The following is a 13,430-nucleotide window of genomic DNA, read 5'->3' as shown; positions in this document are numbered from 1 at the left end:
TAGCTTTTTAACTTTACAGGATAGCTTATGATTATTTGAAGTTCTGCGGCTTTGATATAGCTTCTGTGCTATCTCAGCATTATAGTCACTATTTATACTAGTGCGATTAAGTTCCTTTTTTATAGCTCTTTCACTATAGCCAATTTTATTGGCTATTTGAGATGTTTGGTATCCTAATTTAAGTAATTCTTCTATACAATATCTATTTGAAAGAGTTAAGTGCTTTGGCATTTTTTAGTTCCTTATCGTTTATTTTAGTTTCGTCAAAACCTAATAAACCATATTTGGAACTCTCTTTCAACTATTTAAAACTTTCAGAATACAATCTAGCTAATATTGGAGTGATAAGATGAAAAAAGTAGAAGCAGTAGGAATAGCTATTGGTAATGCTGGCAGAGAAATTGGTTGCGGAAGAGCACCATATGCTTTGTTGAATGAGTTAAGAGATAGGCGCATAGATGCTAAAATCATCAATTATATTGGTGGAAGAGCAGAAGTACCTACTATGGGTAAGTATTTTACTAAGGTTGCTCAACGAGTATCAGAAATTCTCAAAGAAGGTAAGTTTCCTTTGGCTCTAGGAGGAGATCACTCATGTGCGATAGGTACATGGAGTGGGGTTTATGACTACCTTAAAGATCAGAAAAAAGAGCTTGGTTTGATTTGGGTTGATGCGCATATGGATAGTCATAGACCAGACACTTCTGAGACTGGTAATATCCATGGTATGCCTGTAGCACATCTTTTAGGATATGGTCATGAGGAATTAACAAAGGTACTAAATGATAATCCTAAGTTAAAGCCTGAGAATATTGTTTTCTTTGGGATTCGTTCTTATGAAAAGCCAGAAAGAGAACTTTTGGAAAAACTAGGTGTTAAAGTTTATTATCAAACCGATTTAACTGATAGAAACTTTGAAGAGCTATTTTTACAAGAATTTGAGCGTCTTGAGAAGGTTACAGAGGGTAATGTAGGGATTAGTTTTGATTTAGATGGTTTAGATCCTACTAACCTTGATGCTGTAGGAACTCCAGTTGAAAATGGTATAGACCCACAAGTTTTTTACAAGACTATTGAGAAAATTAATTTTAATAGTTTAGTGTGTTTTGAAGTAGCAGAATATAATCCTTTGATTGATAAAACAGAAATCTCGCTTAAATACATGTCAAAACTAATAAGATTAGTTGAAGGCAGTATAAAAAATCTAACTCAAAAATAGTTTATCTGTAAAACTTTTGATAACATTATCTTACAAGTTTCTCTTTATATATATCTGATGCATAGAAACAACCTGATATTAATGACTGATAGTTATAAACATTCACATCCTTATCAGTATCCTAAGGATGCCAATTATTTTTTTTATTTAGAAAGTCGTGGCACTGTAAATAGTGATTTGCTACGCATACTAGATTTTTTGGCTTACAGTATTACATCAAAAAATACTTAGCTCAGCCAATTACATTAGAAATGATAGATGAAGCTGAAGAAATTCTAAAAGCTCATGGTTTGGTATTTTATCGAGAAGGCTTTGAGAAAATCTTAAAAAAGTATAATGGTTATTTTCCAGTTAGGATTCGTGCGGTTAGAGAGGGGAGTCTAGTACCCTTACATAATGTGTTGATGACTATAGAAAGTACTGATCCAGAGTTATTTTGGTTGCCTGGACTACTAGAGACACTACTTTTGAAAGTATGGTATCCAACTACAGTTGCAACTATCAGTTTTAATATCAAAAAACTAATCAAAAAATATCTTCTAGAAACCGCAGATAATCTCGATAAGCTAGAATTTATGCTTCATGATTTTGGCTATAGAGGCGTTTCATCAGAGGAGTCCGCTGGGATTGGTGGAGCGGCACATCTGACTAATTTTCTAGGAACAGATACCTTAGCAGCACTACAAGTTTGTAAAGAGTATTATCATGAAAATATGGCGGGTTATTCGATTCCTGCAAGTGAGCACTCAACAATGACTAGCTGGGGTATTGGTTCAGAGTCTGAGCGCCAAGCCTTTGAGAATATGATTGAGCAATTTGGAGATAATAGTATTTTATATGCTTGTGTTTCGGATAGTTGGGACTTCAAACAAGCAATACAAACTTGGATTGATTTAAAAGATAAAGTCAAAGCTAAAAAAGCAAACTTGGTAATTAGACCTGATTCAGGAGATGCTATAGATAATATCTTATATGCTCTTAGTGAACTAGAAAAAGCTTATGGTAGTAGTGTAAATGCTAAGGGGTATAAAGTTTTAGAGAGAGTAGCCTTGATACAGGGCGATGGAGTGAGTCTTAGTTTAGCAAAGAGCATACTATCGGCGATGAAAAAAAATGGCTTTTCTGCTGAGAATATAGCTTTTGGTATGGGTGGAGCATTGCTACAAGGAAATCATGAATCATCTATAAATAGAGATAGTTTCAAGTTTGCTATTAAATGCTCAGCAATCAAACGTGGGGACTCTTTAATTGGAGTTAAAAAAGAGCCTATCACAGATCCTACAAAGAAATCTAAACAAGGACGTCTAGATTTGATTAAAGATGCTAAAGGTAATTATCAAACAATAGTTCTAGGTGATCAGTATGCTATAGGAGAATACCATAGCGACTCAATTCTTGAGACTTATTATGAGAATGGACAAATTAAATTTGAACAATCTTTAGCAGATGTGAGAAAATATATATAACTTAAGTATGCTTGTAGTATGTGCATTTATTGCCACATGAGTATATTAGTTGTTTAATCAATAAAAATAAGGAGTATCTACAATGTTAGAACATCATCCATTAGTTAAAGAGTTTCCTGAATTAAGAGAACAGTTACATAACATGAAAGAAAATCATCATATCAGTAATCAAATGAAGAAATATGAAGATTTGGATAAGAAAATATATAATCTTGAAAGTTCAGGCATGTTTGAAGATATGCAGTTAGAAGAGTTGAAAAAGCAAAGATTAGAAATCAAAGATATCATCTATAAAGCGCTAAAAAGTTAATCATTAAATAATTACATATAAAACAAATTCTTAAATAAATTATCTTTTCCTATAGTTTCTTATAAAACTTTAGTTCTATTTAGTATATCTTTATAGTTATATGTTTATTACTTAGTTGTTAAGTATCTATTTTTTTATAAAGAGGGTCTAATGTTAGTAACTAAATACCAAAAAATCGTTATAGCTTTGATAGTTTTAATTGGCGTATGCTCAGGCTTTGATATTGGAGTGATATCAGGAACATTACCGGTTATTAAAGAGGAGTTATCTCTTAATCTTACACAACTATCTGAGATAGCTGGTATTGTGTTTTTTGGAGCTTTGCTCTCAAAGCTAATATCAGGACCATTAATGGATATCTTTAGTAGAAAAAATATTTTAGCTTTTGGGGCGTTTCTATTTACAGTATCAATGATATTGATGATGGTATCAATACTTATACAACTTTGATGCTATCAAGACTTCTACAGGGGGTGTCGATTGGGTTCTTGTTGACGGTAATTCCTGTTTATATCTCTGAAACTAGTGTAGCTAAGTTTAGAGGTAGGGCGATGGCTATATTTCAATTATCACTAGTTTCTGGAATTTTTTTAGCTAACTTTTTTGCAAGCTTATTTGTCGCAAGCTTTGGTTGGAGAATGATATTTGCTTGCGCTATCCCTTTTTCAATTTTACTTTTCATCATTAGCTTAATAGCACCATTTTCACCATCTTGGTTAATTTTAAAGGGCAGAAATGAACAGGCACTAACTATTAGTGAGCAATTAGCTCTCAAAGTTCAGCATTCATTAACCGAAAAAAATAAAAAAGGTTTTGTTGAGTTTATTAAAATTGTTATCAAACAAAAATACTATTTATCTGTAATACTGATTAGTTTAATGGCGGTTTTAAATGGTTTTGTTGGTATCAATGTCTTTATAAGTTATGGTCCTACTATGTTTGGTCAACTCAGTAGTTGTAGTAATTGTGATGCTACTTATTATGGTACAGCAATGACATTAGTCAATCTTATAGCTACTGTATTTGGATTATTCCTTGTTGATGTTATTGGTCGAAGAAAACTTATTATTAGTGGGTTATTAATTTCATTTGTATCTATATTTACAATGATCTTTTGTATAACAGCTGGGTATAATAATTTAGGTCTTCTGATGTTGATTATTGTTGTATTTGGAGGAGCTGTAGGTCCTGGAGTGTGTATATGGTTGGTATTATCGGAAGTTTTACCTGTACATATACGTGGTATAGGGATATCTGTAGCTCTTGTTTCAAAAGCATTAATAGAAAGTATGTTTATCTCGAGATTCTTAGATCTTACTCATAATTATGGTTATGCTCCTGTATTATATTTCATGGGAGCTTGCATAGTTGCATTTATATTTATTGTGTATAAATTTTTGCCAGAAATGACAAATAAAGAGCTTATTTAAGATGTGTCACTAAATCATCAAGCTTATAGCTTGCGATATCTTTTTGTTTAGCATGATGCTCTTCTAGGAGCGCAAAGTCTGCATCAGCATAGGCACATAGATCGTCTTTTTCATTGAAAATATTAACTTTAATCCACACAGTAGTATGACCTTTATGAATTACAGTAGTTTTGAAAATATGTGCTATTTTACTATAGGTAGGCTTTAGATATTTGATATTTAAGTTACGGGTCATACAAAATGACTTACTAATACTTAAAACATGCTTGCCAAGAATATCATCACATATAAGTGCGATAATACCACCATGAATAACATTATCCCAACCGACATGATTTGGTAGACATTTGAACTTTGTATACATATGTTCACCAATATGATACAAAGGTAACTTTACACCAAGAGGATTCTTGGCTATGTCACTAAAGCAAGTGAAATTCCATGGAAAATCAATTGGTTTATAATCATCTAAATTTATCATTTTAGTTTAACCTATTGGATATTTAGTTATTCTTACATTAATGTTTAGGATTATTAGCTGCTAACAAGCTTCAATAATACCAGCTGCACCCATACCAGTACCAATACACATCGTAATCATAGCATATTTTTTACCAGTACGTTGTAGTCCATGTAACGCTTTGACAGTTAGTATAGTACCAGTTGCACCAAGAGGATGTCCTAAGGCAATAGCTCCACCACAAGGATTAACTTTATTCTTATCAAGTTTTAAATCATTAATCACAGCTAGTGACTGAGCTGCAAAAGCTTCATTTAGCTCAATCCAGTCAATATTATCGATATCTAAACCAGTTTGCTTGAGTACTTTTGGTATAGCTTTGATTGGGCCAATACCCATAATGCGTGGATCAACACCAGCTACAGCAAACCCTAGAAACTTACCTAAAGGTTTTAGGTTGTGCTCTTTTAGGTATTTTTCACTAACTAAAATTACAGCTGCAGCACCATCTGATACCTGTGAGCTATTACCAGCAGTCACAGATCCGCCATTTGCAAAAGCAGGTTTTAGTTTAGCTAATGCCTCTAGTGAGGTATCTTTTCGAGCGCCTTCATCTTCAGTTATGGTTTGCTTGTGATTTACAATTTCGCCAGTGGCTTCATCAGGTTTGTTATGATCAGCATCTATAGATAATATTTCATCTTTGAAATAACCATTTTCGATAGCATGGATAGCTTTTTGATGACTCTCAAGAGCAAAAGCATCTTGATCTTGTCGTGACACATTCCAGTTTTTAGCAACCATCTCAGCAGTGATGCCCATGCCATAAGCTATGGCAACATTTTCATCCTTAGCAAAGATTTCTTTACTAAAAGACATCTTGTTACCACCAAAAGGAATCATACTCATACTCTCAACACCCGCGCCGATAGCAACATCGATATTACCTTGAGCAATCTCATTTGCTGCAATAGCAATTGACTGTAATCCAGAGCTACAATAGCGATTGATTGTAAAAGCAGGAACAGTACTAGGTAGTCCTGCTAAAAGAGATGATATTCTTGCAATATTCAAGCCTTGTTCAGCTTCAGGCATAGCACAGCCGACAACTATATCTTCTATATCGTTAGGATTAATATTAGCTTCAGCAACAGTTTTTCTAAGTACATCCGCCAATAATTCATCAGGACGTTTTTTTGCAAAACCACCTTTTTTACCTTTTGTAACAGCAGAGCGTTTTGCAGCGACTATATATACGTTTTCACTCATGTCAATTACTCCTTAATTTCTTAGTGGTTTGCCAGTTTCTAGCATATATTTCATTCTAGCTTCTGTCTTCTCAGATATTGCAAGTTCCTTGAAGTTTATTAGCTCTCTTTCTAGTAGCCAATCTTCAGAAACCTCGGTATCTTTTTCTATCTGACCACCACACATAGTATCTGCTAAATTTACTGCAATTTTATAATCATGTTCAGATATTTGATTACCATCACGCAGATTTACTAGTAGGGCTTTGATTGTAGCGATACCAGTTTCACCAAATACAGGGACTTTTTGTTTCAGAGGTAGTTGATAGCCAGCTAGAGCCATAAGTTGAGCTTTTTTAATTGCTACAAGTAGGATTTCTTTGGTATTCATCACGATTATGTCATCATCACGCAAAAAGCCTAATTCTTTTGCTTCATATGCACTTTTTGCAACTTGAGCAAGAACAAGGTTTTTATAGCGATTTTCAAAGTCTTTCCAGTGATCTTGAGCTTGAGATGCTCTAACAGCCATTTCTTTTGAGCCACCCCAACCAGGGATAATTCCCACAGCAGCTTCAACAAGACCAATATAGCTTTCATACGCAGCAACAGCAGCATCACTATGCAAGATAGTTTCACAACCACCACCAAAAGCAAAGCCTTTGACAGCTGTAACAACAGGTATTTTGCTATAGCGTAATTTTTTACTGATAATTCTATGACCCTTACGGATTACTTCTTCGATAGCTGCTTCGCCATTCATTGCAAATTTGATACCAAATTCTTCTAAGTTGGCACCTACCGAAAATACATCTTGTTCTTGCCAAATGACAAGACCATCAAGATTTTCTTCAGCATAGTTGATAGATTCAGATATACCATCTAAAACATCATCACCAATAGCGCACATTTTACTCTTAAATGATAGTATTCCGATATTGCTATAGTCGTCAATTTGCCATAGTTTGACACCATCATTTTCATACAGTGTTTGTGTCGCTAAAGTGCTAGTATGTTCAACTATATTATCTGCGAATAGTTGACGCTTATAAACATCTAGGCTATCACGAGATATTAGCGTTTTATCCTTAAAACTAAACTCTTTATTATTCTGATAAACACCGATATCAAGAGTATCAACCCAGTTAGGTAGAGTATTTGTTGATAATGCCTTACCAGCTGAAATATCATCCTTTAACCAACTTGCTACTTTGTGCCAACCAGCAAGTTGCCATATCTCGAAAATACCTTGTTTCCAACCAAATCCCCAACGAATAGCCAAATCCATATCTTTAGAGAAATTTGAAATATCTCCAACCAGATGAGCAGCATACAAAAACATTTCTCTAAAAGTTGCCCATAAAAATTGAGCTTGATGATTATCACTATTACGCAGACCTTCTAATTTTTTGCTCCAATCTTTCTCAGCTAGTATATTTAAGACTTCTTTATCAGCTTTTTTATCAGAAGGGCGATATTCATTAGTATCTAAATCAAGTACTTTGATACCGTCAGATTCTTTGATGTATAAGCCTTTTTTAGTCTTTTGACCAAGTGAACCTGAGTTGATTAGATTTTGAATCCAGTTAGGTGTGTTGTATAGTTTTTGCCAACCATCTTCGAGACTATCTTTCATAGTTTCAACAACATGAGATAACACATCTAAACCAACCAAATCAGCAGTTCTATATGTTGCACTTTTTGCTCGCCCTAGTTTTTTACCTGTCAACTCATCTACAACTTCTAAAGGTATATTCATCTGCTCTGTATAGTAGCAAGTTACAAGCATTGAAAAGACACCTAATCTATTAGCGATAAAGTTAGGAGTATCTTTTGCGCGAATTATACTTTTACCAAGCTTTTCAACTAAGAATGTTTCTAGTTTATCCAAGATTTCAGAATTAGTATCTGCATGAGGAATCAGCTCAACTAATGGCATGTATCTAGGTGGATTGAAAAAGTGTACACCACAGAAATTAACTTTGAGATTCTCTGGTAATACTTCAGCTAGCTTTGTGATACTTAAACCAGAAGTATTTGATGCTAAAATCGCATTTTCTTTGATATGACTAGAGATTTTAGAATAAAGACTCTCTTTGATATCTATACGTTCGGCTACTGCTTCTATGATTAAGTCACAATCTGCTAAAAGCTCAAGATTATCCTCATAATTTGCTGGAGTAATATATTTGATAGAATTTTTTGAACCAAAAGGCTCAGGGTTAAGTTTAGTAAGCTTTGCTAGTGAATCTTTAATAATAGCATTAGCACTACCTTGTTGTGATTTTAAATCAAATAATACAACTGGGAATCTAGCATTTGCAAAATGAGCAGCAATTTGTGCTCCCATAGTTCCAGCGCCAAGTACAGCGATTTTATCAATAGCTTTACGCTGTGATTTGCTCTCTACTGGCTCTAACTTATTTGCTATAGTGCTATCCGAACTATTATCACTTTCTCCAGCTGGAAGATACTCATCACCAAAAACCTTTAGATAACCACGCATAGCATCTTCTTTTGACATACCTTTAATCGCATCCCAAGCCATCCACTTAGCACGTTCAACCATTTTCAAAGCAGAAGGTTTTTTTGTATTATTATCACCTTCTTTTACTTGTTTATAAAAAGCATATAGCTTTAGCTTTTGACTATTATCAGGCTTGGAATCAATAGTTGCATCACGAACAGCTATCAACATTTCTTCAAACTTTTTCTCTAACTCTGTCATATTTTCCTCCCGATGCTGCTTTATACATCGTTTTTAGATTCCGTTATTTAAATGAAATAACATTGGTACATATTATTTTTCGCTATTTTTTTGCCATTCTGGATGAGCATTTTTAGGTCCTAAAGCGTAATCGTCAAACTCATCTGTTTGAATTATATTATTAACCTTTGTGAGCATCTCATTAGCAATATCTGCCTCTTGTTGAGAGATTATTTTATTCTCTAAAGCTATTTCAATAGAGTCTTGCCAGCTTGCTTTTGGTAGCTTAGCAGTCTTGATAGCATCAATGATTTTTTTCTTAATAGGTTGTGTAGTTAGTGATGCAAGATAAGCGTTCTCAACTCTACCAATCGGATCATTATCATCATTTGGTATGTAGCACTTGTCTTTCATCCATTGTCTAGTATCGCTATTGCTCACTAATGATTTACAAATTTGTGCTTCAAGCTTGTCAGATGGTCTTCTGAATTTTTTACCATAAGGAAAAACAAAAAGCTTCATCTTAGTAGCAAATATTCTATTTGGGAAATTTCTAAATAAGTCTAACATCGCTTGTTGAGCTTGGTATAGACAGTGCTGAATACTCCAGTCAACATAGATATCATCACTTTGAGGCTCTCCTGTATCCTTATAGTATTTCAACACAGCAACTGCCATATATAGATAACTCATGATATCTCCCAAGCGAGCAGATAATCTCTCTTTACGTTTTAGGCCAGCACCTAATACTGTTATTGAAATATCATTGATATAAGAATAAGCAGTACTCATATGTGAGATATAGCGATAGTAACGCTTAAATTTAGAAGGGTAGCTAGGAGCTGTAAAGCCTCCACTTAAACCATACCAAAGAGTGCGCGAGCCATTCAGAGCCATATATTTGAAATGACTTTTGAAGTTGTCTGTAAATCTTTCTTCATCATCATTCATTAGGCTTTCTATTTCATTGCGAATATATGGATGACATTTCATCGCACCTTGACCAAAGATCATTAGATTTCGAGTCATAATGTTTGCACCTTCAACTGTTATGCCAATAGGGGTTGCCATATATGGAATAGCTAGATAGTTATTTGGTCCCATAATGATTGCTCGGCCACCGTGGATATCCATAGCGTTGTTGATCGTTGTGCGCCCCATCTCAGTTAGATGATATTTAGCAATTGCAGATGATACCGATGGTCGCAAACCACTATCAACAGCAGCAACTGTAAATTGACGGGTAGCATTGGCAATATAGGCAAGCCCTGCAGTTTCAGCTAGTTTTTCTTGGACCCCTTCAAATTGAGCAATTGGAACTTTGAACTGTTCACGCACACTTGCATAAGCTGCTGTCATTACAGCTGACATTAATGTATTGGCTGTACCACATGCTAGTAATGAAATAGCTCTACCTATAGATAAGCACTCAACTAGCATTCTCCAACCCTCACCAGCCATTTTTTGTCCACCAATTATCCAGTCAATTGGCATAAAGACGTCTTTAGCTTTGATATAGCCATTCATAAAAGCTTGACCTAGAGGAAAACCACGTCTACCAATCTCTAAACCTTTGTGATTATATGGTAGTAGAGCGCATGTTATACCTTCATTACCTGTTTCACCGAGTAAGCCATCAGGATCTTGTAGTTGAAAAGCTAAACCAACTAAAGTGGCAATAGGAGCTAATGTAATATAGCGTTTATTAATATTCTTTAGTTTGATACCTAAAGTTTTTTTGCCATTAAATTCTTCATGGCAGACAATACCATAGTCAGGTAGTGAAGTCGCATCAGATCCAGCTGTTGGTCCTGTTAAAGCAAAACATGGTATCTCTTGACCAGAGGCTAATCTTGGTAAATAGTGATCTTTTTGCTCATCTGTACCATAGTGAACTAGAAGCTCACCAGGTCCAAGTGAATTAGGTACCATCACCGTGATTGCTGCAGTGACACTTTTGGTTGCTAGTTTCATAACCACTTCTGAGTGAGCTGCTGCTGAGAAGCCTTTACCACCATATTCTTTGCTAATGACTATGCCTAAAAAGCCTTTTTCACGCATATATTTCCAAGCTTCAATACTTAGATCTTTGTCTTGATAATTAATTTTCCAATCATCGATTAGTTTGCATAGTTCAGTTGTTTCATTATCTAAAAATGATTTTTCTTCAGCTGTTAGCTCAAATTTTTTTAAACTATGTAGTTTATTAAAGTCAGGTTTACCTTGAAATATATCTTGTTCAAACCAATTGTCACCAGCATTTAGGGCAGTTTGTTCAGTTTGAGAAATACTAGGAGTAGCCTTTTTTGCAATATTATAAATTTTGTTGAACATCTTTAGCTCCTTAAGCAAAAAGCTGTTTAGTTATTTATTTTCATATTTTTCAACATATTCTTTTTGTAATGCATTTACATCTATTTTTCCGACAGTATTTTTTGGTAACTCATCTATGAAAATTATTTTTCTAGGTAATTTATAATGAGCTAATTTAGTTTCACAGTATTTAAAAATTTCTTTTTCGGTAAGTTTTTTGTCATTTTTTAGTACAACAAAAGCAACAGGCATTTCACCAGTTTCGTTAGAGTGTCCTTTTATAACAGCGGCATCCTCAATCTCTTCTTTTTCAGTTAATACCAATTCAACTTCTTTAGGAAAAACATTGAACCCTGACACTATAATCATGTGCTTAATACGTCCTGATATTACTAGACGACCTTGCTCGTCAAGATAGCCCATATCTCCAGTCTTAAGCCAACCATCATCAGTGAAATGCTCTTTATTAATCTCTGGTAGACTCCAGAATCCAGGTGACTTTTGTGGACCGGTTACCCATATTTCTCCTGTTTCGCCTTGTGGTAGTTCATTACCTTTATCATCATAAATTTCGATATCAGTATTTGGTAATGGAAATCCAACACTACCACTAAAATCTTCTTCAAGTAATGAGTTTACAGTTACAACAGGCGACATCTCTGATAGGCCATATCCTTCTTTAATATTTACACCGGTGATTTTTTTCCATTCTTTAGCTACAGCTTCAGAGGTCGGCATGCCACCACTTATTGAAAGTTTAAAATTAGCAAATTTGCTTTGTCTAAATTCTTTATTGTTCAGGAGCGCAATGTACAGAGTATTTACAGCAAATATAGTTGAGAAATTACTTTTTCTCATCTCAGCTACTAAGCTTTTGATATCTTTAGGATTAGGTATCAGTATTTGAAAAGCACCAAAACAATAAAATAGAAACAGATTAGGAGTTAAACTAAATATATGATAAATTGGTAGAGCAGTTAGAACAATTTGCTCACCAAGCTCAATATCAAAGCCCTCTGTCCATGCTTTTACTTGATAGATATTTGCTACAATGTTTCTATGTAGAAGTATTGTACCCTTAGGGGTGCCTGTTGTACCACTAGAGTATTGTAAAGCCGCTATATCATCAGGTTTTAATCCAATATCTCTATAGTTTGGAGTATAGTCAGCTTTTATAGCATCTGTAAATGTATCAAATTTATTTTTTGAGTATTTATCTTTCATGCCTTTGATATATTTGACTACAAAGGAGATTATTTGTTTTTTTGGAGTAGGATATAAATCGGCAATATCTGTAACCATTTTATATTTTAGATCTTCACATTCGTCAGCTATAGCTTCAACATTATGTGCAAGTCCAGATAGTACAATTACTCCTTTAGCTTTTGAATCTTGTAGTATTCCTTTGACTTCTCTACTTGTATAAAGTGGGTTTATATCTACAAAAGCACAGCCAAGTTTTACCAAAGCAAAAATAACAATTGGGAACTGCAATAAATTAGGTAGCATAATAGTAATATGATCACCTTTTTGTAATTTCCATTTGTTTTGGAGATATCCTGCAAATTTGTCTGCGTAGCTGTTAATCTCATCAAAAGTTAGTTTTTCACCATGACAGCTAAGAGCATTTTTATTGCTGAAATCTTTAGTAGCTTTTTCAAGCATATCTTTTAGAGTAATATTAGGAATGTCTATATTTAGAGGAACTTTGTCGGGATAGTTTTTTGTCCATGGCTTAGTGATCATAAAGACCTCCTGATATCTTATAATTCTGTTGTTTTTACTATTTTTATTTTATTTTTGCACTCCGATATATTTCTTATAAAACAATATAGTTTATAGTTAAATATTATATGTTAGCTAGATTGTATTCTCAATGTTTATAGAGATACCAAAATGTACTTCATTAGGTGTCAAGTAATTTAAACATTTCTTAGGTCTATTATTCAAGTCTATCTGTAACTTCTAATGTATTGATGAGATATATTGTTAAAGTTAGTACCTTTAGGTATAAATTGTCTGATATACCTATTCATGTTTTCATTAGTACCTCTTTGCCAAGGACTGTATGGATCAGCAAAGAATACTTTGATGCCAGTCTTGCTAGTTAGCTTCTTATGTTTAGCAAACTCTTTACCATTATCAAATGTAGCTGTTAATATTTTATGACCATTAGATACTTTGTACAATATTCTATTGATTGAATTAGCTGTTCTATCTATAGACTTGGCTAAAATAGTAAATCTGCTAGCTCTATCGACCATTGTTACAATAGCAC

The 13,430-nt window shown here is 34.0% G+C and carries 8 protein-coding genes and 3 pseudogenes; 4 read left to right on the top strand and 7 right to left on the bottom strand.

What is annotated here, in order from left to right; translation table 11 throughout:
• Positions 1-231 (bottom strand): helix-turn-helix domain-containing protein (locus F8C69_RS04920; protein ID WP_159183974.1); only part of this gene is annotated, 231 nt, incomplete at its 3' end.
• Positions 232-349: 118 nt separating this feature from the next.
• On the opposite strand from F8C69_RS04920, the gene F8C69_RS04915 reads away from it, so the two are divergent.
• The 4 genes and pseudogenes from F8C69_RS04915 (at position 350) to F8C69_RS04900 (ending at position 4,425) form a co-directional block, all read left to right on the top strand.
• Positions 350-1,219, top strand: coding sequence for an arginase (locus tag F8C69_RS04915; RefSeq protein ID WP_159184409.1), 870 nt, complete (start codon positions 350-352; stop codon positions 1,217-1,219).
• Between the two features lie 57 nt (positions 1,220-1,276).
• Positions 1,277-2,685, top strand: a pseudogene (locus F8C69_RS04910) (nicotinate phosphoribosyltransferase).
• Between the two features lie 82 nt (positions 2,686-2,767).
• Positions 2,768-2,995 carry an HP1242/YdcH family protein gene (locus F8C69_RS04905; protein ID WP_004287256.1) on the top strand — a complete coding sequence of 76 codons (228 nt, stop codon included), beginning with the start codon at positions 2,768-2,770 and terminating at the stop codon, positions 2,993-2,995.
• 150 nt (positions 2,996-3,145) lie between these two features.
• Positions 3,146-4,425, top strand: a pseudogene (locus F8C69_RS04900) (MFS transporter).
• On the opposite strand, the gene F8C69_RS04895 reads toward F8C69_RS04900, so the two are convergent.
• The 6 genes and pseudogenes from F8C69_RS04895 to F8C69_RS04870 all read right to left on the bottom strand — a co-directional run.
• Positions 4,418-4,906: a PaaI family thioesterase gene (locus tag F8C69_RS04895; RefSeq protein ID WP_159184408.1), complete on the bottom strand. Its 489-nt coding sequence runs from the start codon at positions 4,904-4,906 to the stop codon at positions 4,418-4,420. The pseudogene F8C69_RS04900 and the gene F8C69_RS04895 sit on opposite strands and share 8 nt — an antisense overlap.
• Positions 4,907-4,966: 60 nt before the next feature.
• Positions 4,967-6,154, bottom strand: a complete 1,188-nt coding sequence (locus tag F8C69_RS04890) for an acetyl-CoA C-acyltransferase (RefSeq protein ID WP_159184407.1) — start codon at positions 6,152-6,154, stop codon at positions 4,967-4,969.
• Positions 6,155-6,166: 12 nt separating this feature from the next.
• Positions 6,167-8,860, bottom strand: a complete 2,694-nt coding sequence (locus tag F8C69_RS04885) for an acyl-CoA-binding protein (protein ID WP_159184406.1) — start codon at positions 8,858-8,860, stop codon at positions 6,167-6,169.
• Between the two features lie 72 nt (positions 8,861-8,932).
• Complete coding sequence (locus tag F8C69_RS04880) at positions 8,933-11,173, bottom strand: acyl-CoA dehydrogenase (protein ID WP_159184405.1); 2,241 nt, start codon at positions 11,171-11,173, stop codon at positions 8,933-8,935.
• A 30-nt stretch (positions 11,174-11,203) separates the two neighbouring features.
• Positions 11,204-12,898 carry a long-chain-fatty-acid--CoA ligase gene (locus F8C69_RS04875; RefSeq protein WP_159184404.1) on the bottom strand — a complete coding sequence of 565 codons (1,695 nt, stop codon included), beginning with the start codon at positions 12,896-12,898 and terminating at the stop codon, positions 11,204-11,206.
• A gap of 114 nt (positions 12,899-13,012) precedes the next feature.
• Positions 13,013-13,430 (bottom strand): annotated as a pseudogene (locus F8C69_RS04870) (IS30 family transposase); the annotation flags it as partial.

Source organism: Francisella noatunensis subsp. noatunensis (assembly GCF_009823375.1).
GTDB lineage: Bacteria > Pseudomonadota > Gammaproteobacteria > Francisellales > Francisellaceae > Francisella > Francisella noatunensis.
This window is presented reverse-complemented; position numbering and strand designations above follow the sequence as displayed.